We start from the raw sequence: 24,023 nt of genomic DNA, 5'->3' as shown, positions 1-24,023 counted from the left end.
TTATATCTTAACAGGAACTGCAGAATTTAAGTTTGTACTTCCTGTACTTTTACCCCAACAATAAATACCTTTATTTTCTGTGGCAATTCCACAAACATATGTTTTAGATACACTCAATCTACTAAACTTAATATTTGTTTTAACTCTTTGTGGTTTACTAAAGTGTCCTCTTTCTCCATTTCCAAGCTCTCCTTGATCACCATCTCCCCAACAATAAGCATTTCCTTGTTTATCTAAAGCACAAGCATATTTACTCTGACCATATACTTTTTCAAATTTATTATCTTCACTAAAGCTTATGCCTAAAGAATCTGAAGCTTTACTTTGTTGTTGCTCTTCTGGCTCATCAGAGTACTTATCATTGACACAGTAAATATTATAATTTTTATCCATGAAGCATCTAGAACCACTCTTCACACTAATTCCTTTGGCTTTTTGAAGCTGTTTGTAATGCTCTTCTATTTGTTTCGCATTATCATTACCAGAATCAGCTTCGATAATATCATGATGGCCGACCCTAAGCTCGCCAGAAGCATAATAAGCTATATTTTTATTATATTCATTGTTCCTATTGTATGCTGAAAAGAAGCTTTGGGTATAAGTTTCAAGAGCGAAAGCACTACTATATATCAACACAAGTGTAATTATTATTATATTTTTTTTCATAAATAAGTTTCTTAATATCTTTTTAAATTTTAACAGGTACCGAAGAGTTTAGACTTAAAGTACCTTTTTTACCCTTACCCCAACAATATACTTCATTAGATCCCTTAGTAATTCCACAAGTATATGTCCTTGCCATAATTAATCGACTAAATTGTATATCTGTTTTAACTTTTTGTGGCTCACTAAAAAGTCCTTTTTCACCATTACCAACTTCTCCATTACTACCATCACCCCAGCAATAGGCATGATTGTTTTCATCTAAAGCACAAGCATAATGTGCTTTTGTGTATACTTTTCTAAATTTAATACTTGTATCAACTTTTTGTGGAATTTTTGATTTACTTTTTACCTCAGGCGTACCAAGCTGACCTCTTTTATTACTACCCCAACAATAAGCCTCATCATCACTATCTAAAGCACAGTTAAAATCATCTCCCTCACTAATATTTTTAGATTTTTTAAGTTTCTCAAGATGTTCTAACATTTTTTTACTTAATTTTTTCCCGCAATCACTAGTTGTATCTTTTCTAAGTTTATAATTCCCACACCTTATTTGTCCTGATGCATTATAACTACAGTTATAATTGTTAGAATCATCCTTACCAAAATTGAAACCATACTCTTGTATTTTTACATCATCACGATAATTATTGTTTTTAGGTGAAAATTTATACGTTGAATGATTATGATCATCAAAAAAAGACTGCGTAAAAGTGTCGCTGGCAAAACTATTAACATATAAGAACACAACAACCAATAAAGCTATAATTTTTTTCATAAATAGAGCTAATTTTTAAAATCCCATATAGATACTAAACTAATAATAAATCAAAATACTCACAAGTAAAATTCTATAAAAACATTTTTTGCTCACAATAGCGTAAAAAACTAAAGAATCTCTCTTCTTTTGTATAATTTTCTCTATCGACATAGGGTTTCGTTATAAGTATTGGATAACATCCAGCGATAAAACACGCCAAACAACCTGTCAAAAGTCTATCATCGACAAGAGCAACCTCTTGTGGCTCACAGTTTATTGTTTTTATAATTTTATTAAGACCTTCTGGATAAGGTTTCTTCGCAACACCAGATATAAATCTAATTTTAGGAAAATACTTTTTAAAATACTCCAATCTTTCTTGTGTTGGCTTATTTGAAAGAATAAATATATTATCTTCACCAAACTTAGTAACAAAATCACCTAGCCACTGTTTAACTTCAGCAATAACCTCTGGTTTACCATGGCTAGCTAACACACCATCGAAGTCTAAAGCCAAATAGCTAATTTTTTTTTGATTTAAGAATCCCGGTGTCAAATGCACAATACTTTCTAAACAATTATTATATTTTAGGAACTTAAGCATTTTTTTATGACTAAATATTTGTTTAATAGTATATAAAGATCGACTAAACATTTTTTTTCAAATCCATATCTTTTTTTAAATCTAGTGCTTTTTGATAAATATCATTTTTTTTAAGCTTTAATAGATCTGCTGTTAATTTAACAGCCTTTTTTAACGGTAGCTCCTCAAGTAATGCTCCAAGTAATAAGTCTTGGTCGATACTCGAAGAATCTGAGATATCTATATTATTACAATCAATTATAACGACAAACTCACCTTTAATTTTTTCAGGATAGCTCCTAAAAAACTCTACCACCTGAGCTGGTTTACCATTAACAAAAGTCTCAAACCGTTTTGTTAACTCTTTTGCAAGAGCAATATCAATATCTGGTAAAATACTCTCTAAATCTGCTAACAAATACTCTACTCTATGCACAGACTCATATAGTATGACCGTCGTATTATTCTTCTTAAATTCTTGTATCTGCTGTTGTCTTTTTATTTTTTTTGCAGATAAAAAACCTTTAAACATAAAGCTATTTGATGGTAATCCTGCAGCCGATAAAGCCGCAGTCACTGCGCTAACACCAGGAACAGGAACTACTTTATAATTATCCTCACGCAAATTTGCTACTATTTTATACCCTGGATCAGATATTAATGGAGTTCCTGCATCACTAACTAAAGCGACTCTTTTACCGACATCCAAAAACTCCTTAACTTGTTGCACCCTAGACTCTTCATTAAAATCATGACATGATACTAGTTTTTGTTCTCGCCGTATATTAAGACTTACCAAAAGCTTTGCTGTTACACGAGTGTCCTCAGCCAAAATAACATCAACTTCTTTTAATATATCAATAGCTCGAAGTGTTATATCTTTTAGATTACCTATTGGTGTTGCAACGACATAAAGAGTTGATTCATCTACACTATTCACCCAACATCTCCACTAAGTTTGTAACATCTCCCGCCCCTTGTACTAAAACAACCGAATCTTTATCAATAATTTTTTTTAAAGTAGTCACTACACTACTAAAACTATCTAATAAAATACAATCTGTAAGCCTTTGTGCTATATCTTTACTCTCTGCGCCTAAGATAACTTCTTCACCAGCAGAGTAAGTCGGAAGTAAAATTAATTGATCAGATAAACAAAGAGCTTTTAGCCAATCTCTAAATAAATCTCTATTTCTTGTATACCTGTGAGGCTGAAATACATGAATAATTTTTTTGCATGGGAACCTATCTCTAACTGCTTCCAAACAGTTAGTCACCTCTACAGGATGATGCCCATAATCATCTATTACCTGTATTTCACATCCTGAGATTTTTTTTGCATAGAGATCAAATCTTCTTGCAACACCTTCAACATTTAGCAATGCTCTTCTTATATCTTGATATTCAAAACCAAGATCTAAGCAACAAACAATACATGCTGTTGCATTTTGCACATTATATTTACCTGGTAGTTGGATAGTAAAGTCTAACACCTCGCCCTTGTAGCAAACTTTAAAACAAGTATGGTTATTATTTACTATGCGATAATTTTTTATTTGTGCGTTAGCATCTTCCGAAAAACCATATAAGACTATATTCTTATCAGTTAAAGAGTCTCTTACTAACAGATCATTACAACCTTTATCATCTACACATAGATAAATATCTTTAACAGTCTCTTTAGAAAGAAATTGTAAAAAATTATCTAAGAGATTCTCATAGCTATTTTGATAAGTTGTCATATGATCAAGATCAACATTAGTAACTACGGCACACTGCGGATTCAAATGTAAAAATGATGCATCACTCTCATCCGCTTCAATAACTAGTTTATCCTTACCATTAACTTCTATGTTTGAATTAGAATACTTGACCACCCCGCCAACTACAAAACTATTATTTTTATCAAGATAGCATAACAGTGTTGCTAAAATGCTAGATGTTGTTGTTTTACCATGAGTTCCTGTTATGGCAATACTATAATTAAAATTTCTCATCAGGATCGCTAAAAACATTGCTCTCTGTAGACATTCTATCCCGAGCGTTTTAGCTTCTTGTAATAAATAGTTCTTAGCCGAAATTGCACTTGAATAGACAACCATGTCATAGTTAGACAAATTAATATTATTTGTTGTAATAAATATTTTGATTCCTAAAGACTCAAGCTTAGCCGTTAACTTACTAGGCTTACTATCATGACCTTCAACAGCAGCCCCTAAATTTCTTGCAGCTATCGCAAGAGCAGAAACTCCTATACCTCCTATACCAAGAAATAATATTTTTTTATTCAAATTCGTCTATACAGCAAGTAGCCAACATTTAAGATATTAAGTATAATACCACACCCGCCTTACTAGTCACAGCCCTCGCCAATATTTAAATACTGCCTTACTTAACTCTTGTAACATACCTTTACCATCAGCTGCAAATATATTATTGTCCTGACACCACTTTGTAAAAACAGTTCCTCCATCAGCATACATCAAATCATAGCCAAAAGCATTTTTAGAAAAGTTAGTAGCTTTTAATGGTAGCATTTCCTCATAAATACTTGATGATGTTGAATTGATTACAATATCAAAGGTGCCTACAATATCTGTAAAATCCTCAACATTTATGGAAAAGTCAGATTTAAATAAATTAGCGATAAATTGTGCTTTTTGCTTTGTTCTATTTGTTATAGTTATTGAATCTGGAGATTCTTTTACTATCGCAGCTACAACAGCTTTTGCCGCACCGCCTGCCCCAACTACAAGAATTTTCTTATTTTTAAATTCTACCTTAAAATTATTTTTAATATCATTAACAATCCCCAAACCATCATAATTTAGAGCTATCATCTTACGTTCTGAGGTAAAAATAACATTACTAGCAGCTCCGACTGCTTTAGCTGTTGCATCAGAATCATCAGCCAAGCCAAATACCTTATCTTTGTGAGGAACCGTTACACTTAAGCCTTTGATTTGGGTATTACTTCTAAACTCTTTAATTTTTCTTTCTAAATCTTCAGGCTTAATTTCTATAGCTGTAAAAACCATATCTTGGTCATATCGACTGGCTAACTGCATTTGAATTTTTGGTGATAAACTATGCTTTACAGGATATCCGATAACATGGTATAAATCCGACATCAATAACTCCGTATAATTAAAATATTAAAATTATATCATGGTAAAAAACATGATTAACTTGAATAGAGCAAAAAAAATAAATATCATTAGGCACATAAAAATTAAAGTAATTCAAATTTAAAATGAAAAAAATAGTAATAGCATTAGGATTAAGTGTATTCTTATCTACTGGGTTTAGCTTACAAGTATCTAGCGGATCAAGCCAAAAAAATCCTACAGCAATGAATGCTCTCCCAATAAACATATCTAAACAATCAAAACAAAATAAAATACAAATAGATCAGCCTAAACAAAAAGAACAACTTATTGGTTCTAGCTCTTCTACATGGACACCTGCATACCTTAAAGTCAAAAAATTCAAAAAGTGTCTAAGTACCGAAGATTACAGAGGTTGGCAAGGCTACTGTTTACCAAGCAAACAACCTAAAAAATGCCCTGATACATCATGGAAGGAATTAAACAAAATGAATTTAATTCCTTGCTCAAAGTAATTATCAATAACATTTGACTAATTCTTGTCTTTTCTATATAATATCGAAACTATTTCTGTGATTTATAGAATAAAGAAAATTTATTTAAAGAGGAAAATATAAAATGAAAAGAACATTCCAACCTTCAAACTTAAAAAGAAAAAGAACTCATGGTTTTCGTGCCCGCATGAAAACTCTAAGTGGGAAAAAAGTTATCAAAAATAGAAGAGCTAAAGGCAGAGCTAAACTTAGTGCATAATGTTTGTTTAACAAAACAAAATATACTTAATAAGAGTGAGATCAAACAGACTTTTGATAATGTTGAAAATAAGCTAAGCACCTTGCACTTTACATTTTTGCTAAGCAAAAGAAACATCGAAGATCCTGGCATATGTATCATCTTACCTAAAAAAAGCATAAAAAGAGCTACTAAAAGAAATCTTTGTCGAAGGCTTGCTAAAGAGTTTTTTCGTTTAAACAAATTTTTATTAGATCAAAAAAGCCTGATTGTACTGGGCAAAAAACCAGCATCCCAAGCTACCAAGGAAGAACTGTGGCAATCTCTAGAAAAATTATATCTTTTTTTAAAAGAATCATAACAGCTCTTTTTATATTATTAATCAAGCTCTATCGCTACTGCATCAGCCCTTTTATGCCTGCTAGATGTAGATATTATCCAACTTGTTCTGAATATGCTTTAGAAGCTCTAAAATCTCATGGTATACTAAAGGGATTGTATTTAACTACACGTAGACTCTTGCGTTGTCATCCATTAGCAAAAAGAGACTACTTTGATCCAGTTCCGGCAAAAATAAAAGGTTTAAAAAAATAATGAAAGCTAACCATATAAGAATATTACTATTAGTCACAATAGCAATAATGTTTATATCTCTGATGGGAAGATGGGAACAAACCTTCCCTTCAAACAACAATGAGCAACAAACGGCTAAAACTCAAGAAAATAGTCATTACACAAAATCAGCAGATTCTAAAGCAGGTAATGGAGTTAAAGATCAAACCCCTAACTTAACAGCAAAAACTAGTTTCTCAAAATATGATAAGGCTGACAGTGTAACTATAAACACTAAAGTTTTCAAAAACCTAAAAATTAGTTTACTAAATGGAGCTATCACTTCTTCATCTTTAAAAGACTATACAATTAGCCTAAAAGACAAAACTCCGATGAACCTTCTAACAGAAAAACAAGGTTCCGAATATATTGCAAAGATTAATATTGTTATAAAGAAAAAGCCAGCAATTATAGAATTTAAAAACAAAGGTGTCAAAAACCAGGGTGACAAGCAAGTTCTAACTTTATCTGGCTCTGTAGATGGACTAGATATAACAAGAATATATACTTTTGATGATTCTAAGTATAATATTTCTATATCTCAAAAAATCACTAATACTAGCTCAAAGCCTATAGATATAATAGTTGATGATTCATTAGCTAGAAATTTCAATCCTGCCGGAGATAGCTTTAGCTTACTAAATGCCCATAGCTACACTTTCACTGGAGTTGCATATTCAACTCCGCAAGATAAGTTTAGAAAAGAATCATTTAAAGATATCTCTAAAACTAATGGTAAACCAACAGTAGTTGATAATAATGGTCAAGGTTGGGTAGCATTCATAGAACATTACTTTATGACTGCTTGGATACCGCAATCATCAAATTCAAAAATATACTACAAAAACCTAAATGATGATGTTTTTGAGGCTGGCGAGTACACTAGCGTTACAATAGCTCAAAATCAATCACAAAATGTATCTTCTGTACTTTATACAGGTCCTATCATTAAAGATAACTTAGTTAGCTTAGCACCAAATCTAGAAAAAACTCTAGACTATGGTATGTTATCATTCTTCTCAGAAATTATTTTCTGGGTTATGAGCCATATTCATGCTTTAGTTGGAAATTGGGGTCTGTCTATTATATTAGTCACTGTACTTATCAAGCTAATTTTTTATCCTCTTTCTGCTAAGAGCTACCGCTCTATGGCAAAAATGAGAATGTTACAACCAAGAATTAAACGACTTCAAGAAACATATAAAGATGACCGCCAAGTTCTTGGTAAAAAAATGATGGGAATGTACAAAGAGGAAAAAGTTAATCCTCTTGGTGGATGTCTACCTATGGTAATACAGATCCCAATATTTATTTCATTATATTGGGTATTATTAGAATCTGTAGAGCTAAGACATGCTCCATTTATTTTCTGGATCCATGATTTATCGATGAAAGATCCTTACTTCGTACTTCCTGTATTAATGGGAATATCAATGTTCTTGCAGCAAAGACTTTCTCCAGCTCCAGCAGACCCTATGCAAGCTAAGATAATGATGTTCTTACCTGTAATATTTACATTCTTATTTGCATCATTCCCATCTGGACTTGTGTTATATTGGCTAACAAATAACCTGATTAGTATCCTACAACAATGGTTGATAACAAGACGTTATCAAGCAACACATAAAAAATAATTAGTCTATGGATAAATCTTTTCTAAAACCAAAATACTGGGGAGTGTGGATCATCGTTGGCTTGTGCAAAGTCATTGTAAACATTCTCCCATACAAAGCTCTAATGCATCTTGCCATTGGCATAGGATTCTTAGCAAAACCTATTGCAAAAAAACGTAATCAAATAGCTATTATCAACTTGAAAATAGCATTTCCTGACAAATCTGATAAAGAAATAAAAAAACTTGCTGACGAAAGCTACAAATCTGTATGCATGGCAGGATTTGAAAGTTTAATTTCATGGTTTATGTCAGAGAAAAATTTTAAAAAATTAAACATAGATACATCAGAATTTGAAACTTTTATTGAAACTCATAATGACCCAAATAAGACTCTTTTAGCCCTAGGATTTCACTTTCATTCATTGGAGATTGCTGGAAGGTATGTTGGCGATAATATTAAGCCTCTTTCTATAATGTACCAAAAACATAGTAGTCAATTAATGGAGTATATTATCACCTCTTCTCGTGAGAAGTATATTGACAAATGTTTTCAACGCAAAAATATAATTTCTGTGATAAAAAGCCTCAAAAAAGGCATGACTATGTGGTACGCTCCTGATCAAGATTTCAAAGAGCATATTATTTTCGTAGACTTCTTTAGTAAGCTTTGCTCTACTTTGACAGTTACTCCATGGCTTGCTCAAAAAACTGGAGCAACAGTAGTACCCATGTACTATGTTAGAAAAAAAGATTTATCAGGATATAAGCTAATCTCTTGTGAGCCAATTGAATTTACTGGAGATCCTTACAAGGATGCCAACATGACAAATAGATTCCTTGAGAATGCTATCCGTAAATATCCAGAGCAATATCTGTGGCAACATCGCCGTTACAAGACAAGGCCTCCAGGTGAAGAAAAGATTTATTAGTTATTTATGATTGATGCGCTATATGTTAAACTTCTAGATAGTACCTTAATTGAAGAGTAAGATGAGCAGTAAAAATTTTAAACCTAAGAACTGGGGTATATGGCTTATAATTAGTATAATGAAGGGTGGTTCAAAATTGCCTCTATTTACTCATAAATACATTGTTCTAGCTATTGGATTTACTATTAAACCTTTTCTAAAAAATCGTAATGAAATTGCTCGAGAAAACCTTAAAATTGCTTACCCAGAAAAATCGGATAAGGAAATAAAAAAACTCGTTAAAAAAAGTTATTACTCAATGGTTCTCTCTGGAGCAGAAACTACTGCTGCTTGGCTTCTATCAAAAAAAAGGTTTAATAAAATAAAGTTTGGATGGGGTGAAGGTTCTAGAGAAAGGTTCGAGAAATATCATAGTGACCCTAATAAAAAATTAATTATATTAGGCTTTCACTTTCACTGTATTGAAATAATTGGAAGGTATATGGGCAAAGATTTTTCTCCTTTTACAGTTATGTACCAAAAAAATGGTAACCCTCTTATAGAAGATTTAATAAAAGATTATCGTGAAAAAAATATTTATAAATGTTTAGATAGTAAAAGCTTTATATCTGTTATTAGAAATCTAAAAAAAGGTTATACAATGTGGTATGCTCCAGACCAAGATTTTGGTTTAGAAAGCTCTGGAATTGAAAACTCAGTTTTTGCTCCATTTTTTGGCAAACTTTGTGCTACACTCACAGTAACCCCATGGCTTGCTCAGAAAACTGGTGCTGTTGTAGTTCCTGCATACTATGTAAGAGAAAAATGCTTGAAAAAATATAAAATTGTAACAGGTGAACCCCTGGAGTTTACAGGCGATGCTTATAAAGATGCAGAAATTACTAATAAGTTTCTTGAGGATGCTATTCGTAAATATCCAGAGCAGTATCTATGGCAACATCGTCGCTATAGAACAAGACCAAATGGCGAGCCACAAATTTACTAGAGCTTAATTAACATGTTTAAAAAAAAGTCATTTATTAAAGGTTTTTCCTTAGTTGAATTGATGGTTGTAATAGCAATCATAGCTATTCTCGCATCTATTGCTATACCAACGTATAACAATTATATTTTAAGAAATCATCGTAATGAAGCAACATCTGAGTTATTAGCAGCATCAAATGCAGCGGATAACTTCGAAATTCGTAATGGCTCATTTCCATCTGGAAACGATATAAATTCTTTTTTTCACTCCAATACACAAAGTCAACTTTATACATTATCATATATTGGTTCAGGCTCAAGCTATACAATTACAGCAACAGCCCAAGGAACTCAAGCAGCAGATACTCCATGTGCAAGTATAGAACTTGAAGTTGATGGAGCTATTGTTGATAGAACCCCTACAGCTTGTTGGGACTAACAAACTACTAAAATATTTAATTCAAAAATCAAAGGGACTACTAAAAATGGCAAATTATAATACAAATGAATTTAAAGGTGGCTTAAAAATTCTAATAGATGGGAACCCTATGGTTATTATCGAAAACGAATTTGTTAAACCTGGTAAAGGTCAAGCTTTTAATAGAGTTAAACTTAAAAACTTGCTTAATGATAGGGTCATAGAAAAAACTTTTAAATCAGGAGAATCTGTTGAGTCTGCAGATGTCGAAGAATTAAGCGCTGTATACTCATATTTTGACGGTGATAGTTATGTATTTATACACCCAGAAACATTCGAACAATATATGGTTTCTGAAGAGGGGTTAGGTGAAACTAAAAAATGGTTAAAAGACCAGGACGAGTATCAAGTAATTTTATTTAATAGTCAACCTATCTCAATCATTCCACCAAACTTTGTAAACCTTGAAGTTATAGAAACTGATCCTGGTTTAAAAGGTGACACTGCAGGAACTGGTGGTAAACCTGCAACATTGTCTACTGGAGCCGTTGTAAGAGTTCCTCTTTTTGTACAAACTGGTGAAATTATAAAAGCTGATACTAGAACATCTAGTTATGTATCTAGAGTTAAGGACTAATAAGATATGCAATCTTCAAATAACTTAGTTTGGATCGACCTGGAAATGACAGGTCTTGATGTAGAGCAATGCAAAATAATTGAAATTGCTGCAATTATTACAGATAAAGATTTAAATGTCGTTGCTCAAGCTGAACCAATTGCCATTTATCAACCTGATAAAGTTTTACAAGAGATGAATGAGTGGTGCATCAAGACTCATGGAGAGACGGGTCTTACTCAGAGAGTTAAAGATAGTAAAATATCTCTTGAAGAAGCCCAGCTGAAGGTTCTTGATTTTATTAAACAACATGTTCCGTACCAAAGCTCTCCTTTATGCGGCAATTCAATATGGCAGGATAGAAGGTTTTTAGCTAAATATATGCCGAAAATAGATGATTACTGCCACTATAGAATGCTTGATGTTACAAGCCTAAAGCTTCTGAATGAGTATTGGGGCGATGGTGAAGTATTTAATAAGAAAGCAACTCATAAAGCTTTAGATGATATTCAAGAATCAATTGCTGAACTAAAGTTCTATAGGAAAAAGTTATTATCACTTTAAGGAACTATACAACTTTTAATTATCTCTAGCCTGTTAATAGCTAGCTGCTCTACTCACCCACTTAGAATATCTGATGAAACATGGTAGGAAATGACGCCTGAACAACAAGCTCAAGAAATTACAAATATAAAAGCTCACCCTGAATATGGCCAATATATAAAAGTGCGTAATTAGAAAAGGTAAGTACCAAACTTTTATTAATAACTAGAATGATATTCTAGCATTTGGTTTTGATGCTATTAAGGGTAAAACAACTACAGTTAACCTAACATACTACCAAAACAATAATAGTTTTTTTAATGAGAGTTAAAAACTATATATTTCATTGATAGACTCTCAGATTAAAATCTGTAAAGACCAGGATGCTTTTTCATATGATTGCTCTGTAATAATAGCAACAATGCCTCAGTATAAAAAAGGCGCTAGAGTAAAAATAACTGCTGGTATAATAAAAGGAACTGCTAGATGTAATATGGTTTACGGAACAATAGGTCTGGTAGAGACCGTAATGCGAATATAATCATAAATGTCTGATAATAATTCTCATTATCGTGTATCACAATTTAATATTTTTTGATATAATTGCTACACTAAAATGTCTTAAAAAATGTATTCTTGAGAACTAATTATGAAATATGCTTTAGTTGGCAACCCTAACTGTGGTAAAACGACAATATTCAACTCTCTAACTGGGCTTAATCAAAAGGTTGGCAATTGGTCAGGTGTGACCGTTGATAAAAAAATTGGCGTTTTTAAATCAAATGATAAGAAGATAGAAATTGTTGATATTCCAGGTATTTATTCTTTATCTGTCTCTGATGAAAACTCTATTGATGAACAAATAGCATACTCATTTATTATTAAAGAAAAGCCAAATGCAATTATTAATGTAGTAGATGCATCAAACTTAAATAGAAGCCTATATTTAACGGTTCAACTTATAGAACTTGGATTACCAGTCATTTTAGCTGTAAACATGGTAGATGTTGCAACTAAAAAAGGCATTATTATACATTATGATGAATTAGAAAAAACTCTAGGGTGCAAGGTTTTGCCTATAGTTGGATCAAAAAATATAGGTATCCAAGATCTAAAACAAACACTTGCTAATTTACAAAGCACACCAGACTTCGACCTAACAAGATATTATCCTAATGCTGTCTTTGAACTAGAAAAGCAAATTAGTGAATTGCGTCAAAATAAAATAGGCAACTTATGGCTTACTACGGAACTTCTTGATGACAAAGATATTCAAATTTCTCAGGAAATTAAAGCTGAAGACCTAGATACACTAAAAAAATCTATAGATACAAATCAAAACGTAAATATAGCAAAATCACGCTATAATGCAGTTGCTGAGATTATAAACATTTCAACTGAAAATAAAAAAGTTTCTCGAATCAATCTTACAAAAACTCTCGATGCAATATGTATGAATAAATACTTGGGTGTACCAGTATTTCTACTTATGATGTATTTAATGTTTTTATTTTCCATCACACTAGGAGCAGCAGTACAACCGCTATTTGATGATTTCTCTAGTGCTATTTTTGTTGATGGTGTTGCTTATTACTCAAACTTAATTGGTTTACCTATAACATTGACTCATATACTATCACAAGGTTTTGGTACAGGTATCAATACCGTTTTAGCATTTATACCTCAGATTGGATTTTTATTTATATTTCTATCAATACTTGAAGACTCTGGCTATATGTCTAGAGCTGCTTTTGTTATGGATAGGTTTATGCAGTCAATTGGCCTATCAGGAAAAGCATTTGTTCCTTTGATTGTTGGTTTTGGTTGTAATGTTGCATCTGTAATGGCTGCAAGAACTCTTGAAACTCGAAAAGATCGGCTAATGACTATCATGATGTCCCCTTTTATGTCTTGTGGCGCAAGGCTAGCAATATTTTCAGTATTTGCTACAGCTTTTTTTCCAAGTCATGGAGCATCAATAATATTCTTGCTATATATCACAGGCATCATAGGTGCCATAATAACAGGCTATGTAATTAAGTTTACTTTTCTGAAAGGAGATACATCTCCATTTATTCTAGATATACCAAACTACCACCTCCCTCATGCTAAAACAATCATGTTATATAGCTGGAATAGGTTAAAATCATTCCTTATTAGAGCTGGTAAAGTTATTGTACCTGTAGCAATTATTGTAGGAAGCTTAAATAGTATTTATATAGCTAAAAACGAGACCTTTCTTAGCTATGGAAGTAAAGAGATTACTCCTGTGCTAAACCCTATTGGAGTCAATAATGATAATTGGCCAGCAACTGTAGGGTTAATAACTGGAACACTAGCAAAAGAGGTTGTTGTTGGTACGCTAAATACTATCTACACACAAGCAGATGATAATGGTATACCAAAGAGCTTCAGTGCTATAGATAGCTTTAAAGATGCAGTAAGCACTACGATTAATAACTTCAAACATATAGATTTCAATCCAATAACTTCAAATGAAGCTGATGCAAATATGAGCACTACTGCAATAGGCAATATGGTTAATAAATTTGGTTCAAGTATTGCTGCCTTCTCGTACTTACTTTTCGTACTACTATATGTTCCTTGTATATCAGTAATAGGTGCAACAGTTAGAGAAGCTACTAGAGGATGGGCTATTCTATCAATAATATGGAGTACATCTATTGCATATATAGCTGCATTATTGGTTTATCAAACAGCAAATATTATCAACACACCTATAAAATCAATAACATATATCACAGGTGCTATTATTTATACTTTAATCATTGTGTTTACGATGAAGTATTTATCAACTAAAATAAAATTTGTTGCAAATCTTACAGGGTGCTCAAGCTGTAATACTAAACGCTCCTAATTTACTGGTCATTTTAATACCCATTTTCATAATTTCTTAAATAAAATACTTTAATATCTCCATCAGAATATGATACGATAAAAATTAAGTGCACTTGAGGGTGTGCTGACATCAATTCAATTTATAAAAAAACTTGAGAGGAGTTTTTATGTCAAAGTTCGTCTATGCCTTTAGTGAAGGCAATAAGTCTATGCGTGATTTACTGGGTGGAAAAGGTGCAAACCTTAGTGAGATGCTAAACAGTGGTCTTCCTGTACCTAATGGCTTTACAGTAACAACAGAGGCCTGTCTTAAATATTATGATAATCGTCAGAAACTAGGAAAAAAAGTTAAGGAACAAATATTTTCTCATATTGCCGATTTAGAAAAAAGAACAGGCAAAACTTTTGGTGGTGGTAACAACCCCTTGCTTGTGTCAGTGCGTTCTGGTGCTAGAGTTTCTATGCCAGGGATGATGGATACAGTTCTAAACCTAGGCTTAAATGATGAAGTTGCCAAAGCTATGATAGCCAAGACAAATAATGAACAATTTGTTTATGATAGCTATAGAAGATTCATAATGATGTTTGCTGATGTTGTTATGGATTGTGATAAAAAACCTTTTGATAAAATACTTGATGAGAAAAAATCCAAAAGGAAAGTCAAAAATGACTGTGACCTAAGTGCAAATGACTACAAAGATATCGTTGCAGAATATAAAAAACTCTATAAAGATCTAGTAGGCAAAGAATTTCCTACAGATCCTATTAAACAACTCTTAGCTGCTGTTGAGGCTGTATTTAGATCATGGAATGCTGAAAGAGCTATCATATATAGAGAGATCAATAATATTTCAAATAACTGGGGTACTGCCGTTAATGTTCAAGAAATGGTATACGGTAACTCTGGCGATAATTCTGGCACAGGAGTAGCTTTCACAAGAGACCCTTCTACTGGAGAAAACAAGCTCTTTGGTGAGTACTTAATCAATGCTCAAGGTGAAGATGTAGTTGCAGGTGTAAGAACTCCTGCTCATATTTCTACCCTTCAAGATAAAATGCCTCAAGTATTTAAAGATTTTGTAAAAATTGCAAAGAATCTAGAGCAAGTGTACAAAGACATGCAAGATATGGAGTTTACTATTGAAGATGGCAAACTTTTTATGCTACAAACAAGAAATGGTAAAAGAACAGCAAAAGCAGCGTTAAAAATAGCTGTTGATATGGCTAAAGAAGGTCTAATTACTAATGAAGAGGCTGTGATGATGGTAGAGCCCCATCTATTAGAACAATTATTACATCCCAAATTTGATGAAAAAGCCCTAGCATCGAAACGCCTCTTGGTTCAGCTCTTGGCGCTTCTCCAGGTGCAGCTAGTGGTAGAATCTACTTTGATGTTGAGTCATTACTTGCAGCAAAAACTCGTGGTGAAGAGAAAACTATATTAGTTAGAATTGAGACATCTCCTGAAGATATTGCAGGCATGAATGCCTGTAATGGTATTCTTACATTGCGAGGAGGTATGACTTCCCATGCTGCAGTTGTTGCTCGTGGTATGGGCAAATGTTGTATATCTGGATTAGAATCTGCAAGAATTGATGAAGAAAAAAGAACTATCACTTTCGAAAGAGGTCAAATTTTCACAGAAGGTGATTACCTATCTTTAGATGGAACAAAAGGTAATGTTTATAGAGGTATTATTAAAACCGTAGATCCTGAGGTTACTCAAGATTTTGAAGAGTTTATGAAGTTTGCTGATAGTGTGCGTAAACTTCGTGTCAGATGTAACGCAGATACTTATAAAGATGCTTCTGTTGCAAGAGCTTATGGCGCTGAAGGTATTGGTTTATGCCGTACTGAGCACATGTTCTTTGAAGAAGATCGTATCTCTTATGTTAGACAAATGATCCTAGCTAAAGATAAAAAAGAAAGACAAAAGGCTCTAGATAAGTTACTTCCTGTACAGCAACAAGACTTTGAAGAGTTATTTGAGGCAATGGATAACCTAGCCGTAACAATTAGATTTATTGACCCTCCTCTACATGAATTTCTACCTCATGAAGTTGATGAAATAGATGCATTAGCAAGAGAATTTAATATTAGTTACACTGAACTAGAATCACGAATTGAATCTCTTAGCGAAATGAATCCAATGATGGGACATCGTGGATGTAGACTTGCTGTTACATACCCAGAGATTATAGAAATGCAGACAAAAGCTATCATTTATGCTGCAATATCCAGTAAACGTATGGGTATAAACAATCTTTTTAATAATACTGTTTTGTGCATGGATCATTAATAAAATTCTTAAGAAATATATAGTAAACAATTGTAAATAAATTTGTAATAAAGCTTGGTCCTGATTTAGGAGAAGTATTAATAAAATATAAAGTTTTTAACAGGCTATCACATATTGGACCTGGACTACTCATTTATTTAGCTATAAACATTTGCACTAATTCTGAGCATGTCTGGACAATCAATTTAGTTAATACTATTCAGTTAATTGCACAAATATATATAACTTTAACTATAATTTTATTTTGTATATCTTTTGTAGATGCTATTTTTAATTATTTTCAAAAACTTCCTTATTTTAAGCAACATTCTTTAAAAAGCTATGCTCAAGTAATCAAAATAATACTATATTTTGTGGCTTTTATATTAATAGTTTCACAACTACTAAATAAATCTCCTATTGCTTTTTTAACAGGTTTAGGTGCTTTATCAGCAGTGTTAATGTTAGTTTTAAAGATACAATACTAGGTTTTGTGTCAAATATTCAAGTCGCTGCTCTTGATTTAGTAAGAGTTGGTGATTGGATTACTATTCCATCTGCAAGTGTTGATGGAGATGTTATGGAAGTTTCTGTTAATACTGTAAAAATACGTAATTTTGATAAAACAATATCTACAATTCCAACATATACGCTTATTAATAATAGTGTTCAAAACTGGCGAGGAATGGTTGAAACTGGTGGACGTAGAATTAAACGTTCTGTGAATATTGATATTGATACTATTAAATTTTGTAATGAAGAAATGCTAGAAACTCTAACAAAAGAACCTCTTTTACAAGATTTTATTGCTAGTAAGAAAAATGAAAAATTAACAAATATAACTTTATTTAGAGTATATATTGAAAATTACTTGCGTAACCATCCAAAAATACATACTGGCTTAACTTTTTTAATTAGAGAGCTACAACCTAGTGAAATAGGTTTACCAGTTGAGTTATATATTTTCACAAATGATACAAACTGGGTAAATTATGAAAATATTCAGGCAAATATTTTTGATTATATATTTGCTAGTTTACATATCTTCGATTTAAAGGCTTTCCAAGCAATTACAGGAAGAATTTTTAAATAAATTTAATTTAAAAGGAAATTTTGTTTAATGCAGTTAAAATATTTTACAACTTTTATAGTATTGTTTATATTAAATACATCATATTGTTTTGCAGTAAATGTACCGATTGAGATGTTTGATTTATCTAAATATTCACAGAATGCTCATTATTATATCTCAAAATCTGAGGACGGTTATAATAAACCTTTATTAACTAAATCCCAACAAGATAAACTTCTTAAAAAATTAATCTCTCATTCAGTAGGAAAAGATTCTCCATGGTCAGAATCATTTTATAAACAATATAGGCAACAAAATAGCCTAAAAGAATGGCTTACTAATCAAATTAATAATATCAATAATAGTAAATTGCCTGATGATGAGAAAATTTATAAAGAAAACTTTAGACTTTTTACTAGCCATGAATATCAAAACATTATTAAAAATATAAATTTTGATGACATAAATAATTCAAATAAATATAACAATAATAATAAAGCTATAATTACAAGAACAACAATAGGATATTCTGCCCCTTATGATAAGCCATTATTTTTAATTTTACACTTCCTGGACAGGGATACCCTTTTAGTAATATTAATGTTTCATCATTAAATATTGGTGAGGCTGTATATATTATCTCAACCTCAAAAGATAAAAAAATGGTATTTGATCCTCAGTTCTTCTTTTTGTGCTTGGGTAAAATCAAACAGCATCTCCAAAATTTCAAGTAGTCAGGTAAAAGTTTGGAAAAGTTCTTTTATAAAAAGTAGACTTTCTATTAGACGTTTTGAGACACCAGTATTTAATCTAGATAATGAATTTATAAAAAATACATACCCTGGAACAATATTACCAGTACTAGCTAATGATAAAAATTACTATAGAGTATTGCTTCCTACTCAAACAAAAACAAATGATTTAGCTTTTATAGATGGAAAAGTAATCAAGCATGATGCTACAGAAATACCAATATTAACAACTCCTAGAAACTTCGTTAAAATAATTAGAGAGACTCAAGGTTATCCTTATGGCTGGGGTAATCAATATTTTTATAATGACTGCTCATCTGAATTAAGAGCTATATACCAAGCTTTTGGAATATGGCTACCAAGAAATTCTAAAGGTCAACTTAAAGCATACAATTTCATAAACCTTGACCAAAAAACTCCTGAAGAACGTACAAAAGTATTATTAACAAAATCACGACCATTTTTAGATTTCATATACATAAAAGGTCATGTCATGCTATATATAGGTAAAACTTCTAATCCCTATAATCCAAAACAAATAGTCCCTGCAACTTATCAGCAAGTTTGGGGATTAAAAGATAAAGATAATACTAAAAGATCTGTGATAGGTGAGTCAATTTTTTTACCATTATTGGAAAAATACCCTGAAGACCCTTCTTTAGAAAGTGAACTAAAAAAACAAATTTTTAGAGTTGTACAAATATCATAAATTAGCACTTAGGAAGTGTTACACCTTCTTGGCCTTGATATTTCCCGCCTTTATCAGCGTATGATGTCTCACACTGTTCATCTGATTGGAAAAATAACATTTGAGCAACGCCCTCATTAGCATATATTTTAGCTGGTAAAGGAGTCGTATTTGAAAATTCTAATGTTACATAACCTTCCCACTCAGGTTCAAGAGGTGTCACATTTACAATAATTCCACATCTAGCATAAGTTGACTTACCTAAACATACAACTAAAACGTCCCTAGGAATTTTAAACTTTTCAACAGTCCGCGCAAGAGCAAATGAATTAGGGGGAATAATACAAACATCACCTTTAAAATCAACAAAGTTCTTATCATCAAAATGTTTAGGATCTACTATTGAAGAGTTAATATTTGTGAAAATTTTAAATTCATCTGCACAACGGACATCATAACCGTAACTTGATGTACCATAAGAAACTATTCTCTCATTATTAGCAAGCTTAACTTGTCCAGCCTCAAAGGGTTCTATCATTGCATGGCCTTGGGACATTTTTTTATCCATTTATCTGATTTTATAGACATTTCTTCTCTCTTAATTTTCTAATTTAACACCAATAGAGTCCAAACTACTTGCTTTAGGTAGCTTCTCAATTTCATTTAACATATTTTCTGCTACTGTCATGTAGCTTGTATTAATATTATCATCTTTGCTTAGGCTTACATAAGGTTTACCATGATCAGCATTTTCACGAATATCTTTATGCAAAGGTAAATTACCAAGAAATTCAATATTGTTCTTACCACATAGTAAGTGTGCGCCATCTTCACCAAAAATATGTTCACTATTACCGCACTTTGGACAAATATAATAGCTCATATTTTCTATAACTCCTAATGTCTTAATACTAACCTTCTCAAACATTGCTATAGCTCGTCTAGCATCTATCAAAGATAAATCTTGTGGAGTGGTTACAATTACAGCTCCTGTTACAGGCATATTTTTAGAAATTGTAAGCTGGATATCACCTGTTCCTGGTGGTAAATCTAGAAATAAATAATCTATCTCACCCCAGTTAGTATCATTTAAAAGTTGCATCAATGCTCGAGAAACTATTGGTCCTCGCCAAATAACGGCAGACTCAGAATCTATAAGATTCCCTATAGAAATCATTTTAACCCCATAACGCTCAAGAGGAATAATTTTTTTCTTATCTGTTGTTTGAGGATTTTCTTTTAAATTTAAAAGTGTTGGTTGACTTGGACCGTAAATATCTGCATCCAAGATTCCTACTTTAGCTCCCATTTTTGCGAAACCTACTGCTAAATTTGCTGTAACTGTTGACTTACCTACTCCACCTTTACCAGATGCTATTAAAATTATATTTTTAATATTTGGTAAGAGTTTTTGCCCTTTCTGGACTACCCTTTTAATTACTTTTTTCATAAAAAAACTAGCTTTTAAATTTTAATTATTATAATGTTTGATTTGAATTTAATTATACTTGATTAAATATGCTTAAAAAAGATGATTTTAAAACCATTTTGCTTACTAGTATAGGTGGAATGCTAGAGTTTTATGACTTTGTTATCTTTAGCTTTTTGCTATAACGCTAGGAGAACATTTTTTTACAGCTCAAGGTTCACAAGCATTATCTGCATTATCTGCATTTACAGTTTTTGCAGTAGGATATTTTGCTAGACCTTTGGGAGGAATATTTTTTGGTCATATAGGTGATAGATATGGACGAAAAAAATCTTTTTTATTAACCATATTTTAATGGGGGCAAGTTCAATTTTAATAGCACTACTTCCTTCTTACAAAACTATTGGAATAACAACAACTCTTTTATTTGTAATATTTCGTATAATTCAAGGAGCTGCTATAGGAGGAGAGATTCCTAGTGCTGTAGTTTTTGTTAAAGAATCATTAATAAAGCATGGTGGTATAGCGGCTATAGTTAGTTATTTCTTCAGAAAAAAAATTAATGAAACGGCTATATTTTAAACCAAGAAAAATATCATAAAATACCGCTATTAAAACTTTTACAGACAGAAAAAAGACAGGTAATCCGTGCTATATCAGCAATTTCAATCTTAGCTATAGTAATTGGATTTTTCTCTCTTTTCTTAACTACATACTTTACTCTTAATAAAACAGCGAACAGTTCTAATTTAATATTACTAAATCTATTTATATTTTCTATAATATGTATACCAGCAGATTATTTAGTAGATAAATTTGGTGCTTATATAATACTTATAATAGGTGCTATAGGCCTATTAGTATCTGGTAGTGTCTTTTATTATGCTATAGTGAATCACTCTAGTTATTTAATGGTAGCTATACTAATTAATAGTATTTTTATGGGATTAATAGTTGGTGTAGCAACAAATTATGCAAGTATGCTATTTAGTTCTGGTGTTCGAGCTAGTGGCTTAGGGTTTAGCTATAATTATTTTTAATGGTGCTTTTCTTGCTATAGCTAGCTTTGGCATTGCTAAAGGGATTATGCTTACACCATTGTATTTAATCTTAGTGGTGATAATTATTTCTTTGCTTGTTTTAATCCTTACTAATAAATCATGCAAGAACATTTCTATATAGATCTACTAGCAATATGTTAAAATTTAGTTACTAGCTTCAAATATTATAAAAAAATGGATAATTTTCTATCTGGATTAATATACGTACTAGAAGCAAACTTTATTCTATTTATTTGCCAAATTTTTACTATATTTGTAGTTTTAAAACTTATCGTAGATAAAAATGAGCTTCTAATATTATAGCTTGGCTTTTAGCAATACTATTTATTCCTTATATTGCAATACCTTTTTCTTTATATTTCAACGTAAAGATAGACGTAGGTTTTGGCAGAAAAAAACTATAAATATAAATAGCTCATCCGCTTTTGAAAAAAATTGTTAACTAATAATTATTGTCAAGAGTTGCCTAAAAATGTTATTAACACTTTTTTGAACCTTGACTTGCCAACACTTAGTATGTACAACCATTTTGAAATATATACTGATGGTGTTAAATCTTTTGAAGCATTCATGAAAGCAATCAATTCTGCAACAAAAAGTATATATTTCAAACTTATATACTTAAAAATGATACTACTTCCAGATTAGTTATAAATGCACTAGAAAAAAAAGCTGCAGAAGGCATAGAAGTAAAAATGATGATTAATTCTCTTGGCTCATTCCACGTTTATTTACACAATAAAAAAATATTTCGAGATTTACGTATTTTAGGTGCAGAGATAGTATTTTTTATGCCAATACTTACGAACCCTTTACGTAATTATATTAATTATAGAAATCATCGTAAAATTTTTATCTTTGATAACAGTTTAGTTATAGTTTCTGGAATAAGTGTGTATTTATTCAACTTCGATGAAATGTTATAAACTGTCCCTGTTATTCAATACCACTTTATAAAATATTTTTATTCCTTGCTTTTATGCAGCATCTAAAATACCAGAATATACTTCATCATGAGTCATATATCCAATACTAGAATGTAGTCTTTCATTGTTGTAAATATCAATATATTCTTGATACCTACTTTAGCCTCTTTCATAGTTATATATGATGCCGGATAAACATTTTCATATTTCAGTGTTCTCCCAAATCTCTCAATTGCAATATTATCTATAGATCTTCCTTTAGCATCCATAGATATATTTATTTTATTATCAGATATTATTTTAATATGCTCTTTTGCTGTATATTGAGTTCCTTGATCAGAGTTAAAGATATCAGGTTTACCATATTTAAATAACGCTTCTTTTAACACACTAGTTGTTAGATGTGTATCCATAGTATTAGAAATCTTCCAAGCTAGTATTTTCTTGCTATGCCAATCTATTATGGCTGCTAAATATGCATACCACATTCTAGTCTAATATACGTGATATCAGCACTCCATACCTTATTAGCTTTATCTATAACAACCTGATTCGTTCTCATTTTTAAATTACTTTATGACTGCTTGGATACCGCAATCATCAAATTCAAAAATATACTACAAAAACCTAAATGATGATGTTTTTGAGGCTGGCGAGTACACTAGCGTTACAATAGCTCAAAATCAATCACAAAATGTATCTTCTGTACTTTATACAGGTCCTATCATTAAAGATAACTTAGTTAGCTTAGCACCAAATCTAGAAAAAACTCTAGACTATGGTATGTTATCATTCTTCTCAGAAATTATTTTCTGGGTTATGAGCCATATTCATGCTTTAGTTGGAAATTGGGGTCTGTCTATTATATTAGTCACTGTACTTATCAAGCTAATTTTTTATCCTCTTTCTGCTAAGAGCTACCGCTCTATGGCAAAAATGAGAATGTTACAACCAAGAATTAAACGACTTCAAGAAACATATAAAGATGACCGCCAAGTTCTTGGTAAAAAAATGATGGGAATGTACAAAGAGGAAAAAGTTAATCCTCTTGGTGGATGTCTACCTATGGTAATACAGATCCCAATATTTATTTCATTATATTGGGTATTATTAGAATCTGTAGAGCTAAGACATGCTCCATTTATTTTCTGGATCCATGATTTATCGATGAAAGATCCTTACTTCGTACTTCCTGTATTAATGGGAATATCAATGTTCTTGCAGCAAAGACTTTCTCCAGCTCCAGCAGACCCTATGCAAGCTAAGATAATGATGTTCTTACCTGTAATATTTACATTCTTATTTGCATCATTCCCATCTGGACTTGTGTTATATTGGCTAACAAATAACCTGATTAGTATCCTACAACAATGGTTGATAACAAGACGTTATCAAGCAACACATAAAAAATAAT

General features: G+C 31.6%; 26 protein-coding genes and 5 pseudogenes. 22 read left to right on the top strand and 9 right to left on the bottom strand.

What is annotated here, in order from left to right; all coding sequences use genetic code 11:
* The 6 genes from CDV26_RS00800 to CDV26_RS00775 all read right to left on the bottom strand — a co-directional run bounded on the left by CDV26_RS00800 (position 1) and on the right by CDV26_RS00775 (position 5,140).
* Positions 1–666: an RCC1 domain-containing protein gene (locus CDV26_RS00800; protein ID WP_088771672.1), complete on the bottom strand. Its 666-nt coding sequence runs from the start codon at positions 664–666 to the stop codon at positions 1–3.
* Positions 667–688: 22 nt separating this feature from the next.
* Positions 689–1,444, bottom strand: a complete 756-nt coding sequence (locus tag CDV26_RS00795; RefSeq protein WP_088771671.1) for an RCC1 domain-containing protein — start codon at positions 1,442–1,444, stop codon at positions 689–691.
* 73 nt (positions 1,445–1,517) lie between these two features.
* Positions 1,518–2,081, bottom strand: coding sequence for a YqeG family HAD IIIA-type phosphatase (locus tag CDV26_RS00790; protein WP_088771670.1), 564 nt, complete (start codon positions 2,079–2,081; stop codon positions 1,518–1,520).
* A complete protein-coding gene (rsmI, locus tag CDV26_RS00785) occupies positions 2,074–2,949 on the bottom strand; it encodes a 16S rRNA (cytidine(1402)-2'-O)-methyltransferase (protein WP_088771669.1) in 876 nt (291 codons plus the stop codon). Before rsmI ends, CDV26_RS00790 begins: the two co-directional genes overlap by 8 nt.
* Positions 2,942–4,300 carry a UDP-N-acetylmuramate--L-alanine ligase gene (murC, locus tag CDV26_RS00780; RefSeq protein WP_088771668.1) on the bottom strand — a complete coding sequence of 453 codons (1,359 nt, stop codon included), beginning with the start codon at positions 4,298–4,300 and terminating at the stop codon, positions 2,942–2,944. Before murC ends, rsmI begins: the two co-directional genes overlap by 8 nt.
* A 66-nt stretch (positions 4,301–4,366) precedes the next feature.
* The gene (locus CDV26_RS00775) at positions 4,367–5,140 is read right to left on the bottom strand and encodes a shikimate dehydrogenase family protein (RefSeq protein ID WP_088771667.1); all 774 of its coding nucleotides are present in this window, start codon (positions 5,138–5,140) and stop codon (positions 4,367–4,369) included.
* A 122-nt stretch (positions 5,141–5,262) separates the two neighbouring features.
* On the opposite strand from CDV26_RS00775, the gene CDV26_RS00770 reads away from it, so the two are divergent.
* The 17 genes and pseudogenes from CDV26_RS00770 (at position 5,263) to CDV26_RS00690 (ending at position 19,214) form a co-directional block, all read left to right on the top strand.
* A complete protein-coding gene (locus CDV26_RS00770) occupies positions 5,263–5,631 on the top strand; it encodes a hypothetical protein (RefSeq protein WP_088771666.1) in 369 nt (122 codons plus the stop codon).
* A gap of 103 nt (positions 5,632–5,734) precedes the next feature.
* Positions 5,735–5,869, top strand: a complete 135-nt coding sequence (gene rpmH, locus CDV26_RS00765; RefSeq protein ID WP_088771665.1) for a 50S ribosomal protein L34 — start codon at positions 5,735–5,737, stop codon at positions 5,867–5,869.
* Complete coding sequence (gene rnpA / locus CDV26_RS00760; RefSeq protein WP_088771664.1) at positions 5,811–6,209, top strand: ribonuclease P protein component; 399 nt, start codon at positions 5,811–5,813, stop codon at positions 6,207–6,209. The genes rpmH and rnpA overlap by 59 nt, the downstream gene beginning before the upstream one ends.
* Entirely contained in the window at positions 6,164–6,442 is a 279-nt protein-coding gene (gene yidD / locus CDV26_RS00755) for a membrane protein insertion efficiency factor YidD (RefSeq protein WP_088771663.1), read from the top strand. Before rnpA ends, yidD begins: the two co-directional genes overlap by 46 nt.
* Positions 6,442–8,094, top strand: coding sequence for a membrane protein insertase YidC (gene yidC / locus CDV26_RS00750; protein ID WP_088771662.1), 1,653 nt, complete (start codon positions 6,442–6,444; stop codon positions 8,092–8,094). Before yidD ends, yidC (CDV26_RS00750) begins: the two co-directional genes overlap by 1 nt.
* Positions 8,095–8,101: 7 nt before the next feature.
* Entirely contained in the window at positions 8,102–9,004 is a 903-nt protein-coding gene (locus CDV26_RS00745; RefSeq protein WP_088771657.1) for an LpxL/LpxP family acyltransferase, read from the top strand.
* Between the two features lie 61 nt (positions 9,005–9,065).
* Complete coding sequence (locus CDV26_RS00740) at positions 9,066–9,989, top strand: lysophospholipid acyltransferase family protein (RefSeq protein ID WP_088771656.1); 924 nt, start codon at positions 9,066–9,068, stop codon at positions 9,987–9,989.
* Between the two features lie 12 nt (positions 9,990–10,001).
* Complete coding sequence (locus tag CDV26_RS00735; protein ID WP_088771655.1) at positions 10,002–10,406, top strand: type IV pilin protein; 405 nt, start codon at positions 10,002–10,004, stop codon at positions 10,404–10,406.
* Positions 10,407–10,452: 46 nt separating this feature from the next.
* Positions 10,453–11,022: an elongation factor P gene (gene efp, locus CDV26_RS00730; protein ID WP_088771654.1), complete on the top strand. Its 570-nt coding sequence runs from the start codon at positions 10,453–10,455 to the stop codon at positions 11,020–11,022.
* 6 nt (positions 11,023–11,028) lie between these two features.
* On the top strand, positions 11,029–11,565 hold the full coding sequence (gene orn / locus CDV26_RS00725; protein WP_088771653.1) for an oligoribonuclease: 537 nt from the start codon (positions 11,029–11,031) through the stop codon (positions 11,563–11,565).
* A 325-nt stretch (positions 11,566–11,890) separates the two neighbouring features.
* Positions 11,891–12,085 carry a hypothetical protein gene (locus tag CDV26_RS12785; RefSeq protein ID WP_245806470.1) on the top strand — a complete coding sequence of 65 codons (195 nt, stop codon included), beginning with the start codon at positions 11,891–11,893 and terminating at the stop codon, positions 12,083–12,085.
* 108 nt (positions 12,086–12,193) lie between these two features.
* On the top strand, positions 12,194–14,422 hold the full coding sequence (gene feoB, locus CDV26_RS00715) for a Fe(2+) transporter permease subunit FeoB (RefSeq protein WP_088771652.1): 2,229 nt from the start codon (positions 12,194–12,196) through the stop codon (positions 14,420–14,422).
* Positions 14,423–14,570: 148 nt separating this feature from the next.
* Positions 14,571–16,660 (top strand): annotated as a pseudogene (ppdK, locus tag CDV26_RS00710) (pyruvate, phosphate dikinase); the annotation flags it as partial.
* Positions 16,661–16,721: 61 nt separating this feature from the next.
* A pseudogene (locus CDV26_RS00705) lies at positions 16,722–17,774 on the top strand (mechanosensitive ion channel family protein).
* 27 nt (positions 17,775–17,801) lie between these two features.
* Positions 17,802–18,368 (top strand): NlpC/P60 family N-terminal domain-containing protein, encoded by a 567-nt coding sequence (locus CDV26_RS00700; protein WP_088771661.1) that lies wholly within the window; start codon positions 17,802–17,804, stop codon positions 18,366–18,368.
* Complete coding sequence (locus tag CDV26_RS13900) at positions 18,302–18,487, top strand: SH3 domain-containing protein (protein ID WP_088773417.1); 186 nt, start codon at positions 18,302–18,304, stop codon at positions 18,485–18,487. The genes CDV26_RS00700 and CDV26_RS13900 overlap by 67 nt, the downstream gene beginning before the upstream one ends.
* Positions 18,423–19,214, top strand: a complete 792-nt coding sequence (locus tag CDV26_RS00690; protein ID WP_157671301.1) for an NlpC/P60 family protein — start codon at positions 18,423–18,425, stop codon at positions 19,212–19,214. The genes CDV26_RS13900 and CDV26_RS00690 overlap by 65 nt, the downstream gene beginning before the upstream one ends.
* 1 nt (position 19,215) lies before the next feature.
* Here CDV26_RS00690 and dcd read toward each other — a convergent pair.
* Positions 19,216–19,781 (bottom strand): annotated as a pseudogene (gene dcd / locus CDV26_RS00685) (dCTP deaminase).
* Positions 19,782–19,791: 10 nt separating this feature from the next.
* Positions 19,792–20,643 (bottom strand): Mrp/NBP35 family ATP-binding protein, encoded by an 852-nt coding sequence (locus tag CDV26_RS00680; RefSeq protein WP_088771659.1) that lies wholly within the window; start codon positions 20,641–20,643, stop codon positions 19,792–19,794.
* Positions 20,644–20,803: 160 nt separating this feature from the next.
* Between CDV26_RS00680 and CDV26_RS12780 the strand changes: the two genes are divergently transcribed.
* From CDV26_RS12780 to CDV26_RS11790, 4 genes and pseudogenes are all read left to right on the top strand, one after another.
* Positions 20,804–20,977: an MFS transporter gene (locus CDV26_RS12780; protein WP_245806532.1), complete on the top strand. Its 174-nt coding sequence runs from the start codon at positions 20,804–20,806 to the stop codon at positions 20,975–20,977.
* Positions 20,977–21,204 (top strand): hypothetical protein, encoded by a 228-nt coding sequence (locus tag CDV26_RS12775; RefSeq protein ID WP_245806471.1) that lies wholly within the window; start codon positions 20,977–20,979, stop codon positions 21,202–21,204. Before CDV26_RS12780 ends, CDV26_RS12775 begins: the two co-directional genes overlap by 1 nt.
* Complete coding sequence (locus CDV26_RS13760; protein ID WP_338029162.1) at positions 21,198–21,662, top strand: MFS transporter; 465 nt, start codon at positions 21,198–21,200, stop codon at positions 21,660–21,662. The genes CDV26_RS12775 and CDV26_RS13760 overlap by 7 nt, the downstream gene beginning before the upstream one ends.
* 195 nt (positions 21,663–21,857) lie before the next feature.
* Positions 21,858–22,579 (top strand): annotated as a pseudogene (locus tag CDV26_RS11790) (phospholipase D-like domain-containing protein); the annotation flags it as partial.
* A gap of 122 nt (positions 22,580–22,701) precedes the next feature.
* On the opposite strand, the gene CDV26_RS00670 reads toward CDV26_RS11790, so the two are convergent.
* Positions 22,702–23,097, bottom strand: coding sequence for a DDE-type integrase/transposase/recombinase (locus CDV26_RS00670; RefSeq protein ID WP_088771658.1), 396 nt, complete (start codon positions 23,095–23,097; stop codon positions 22,702–22,704).
* Positions 23,098–23,176: 79 nt separating this feature from the next.
* Here CDV26_RS00670 and yidC (CDV26_RS00665) point away from each other — a divergent pair.
* Positions 23,177–24,022 (top strand): annotated as a pseudogene (yidC, locus tag CDV26_RS00665) (membrane protein insertase YidC); the annotation flags it as partial.
* Position 24,023 lies beyond the last annotated feature (1 nt).

Origin of the sequence: Francisella halioticida (assembly GCF_002211785.1) — a bacterium.
GTDB lineage: Bacteria > Pseudomonadota > Gammaproteobacteria > Francisellales > Francisellaceae > Francisella > Francisella halioticida.
This window is presented reverse-complemented; position numbering and strand designations above follow the sequence as displayed.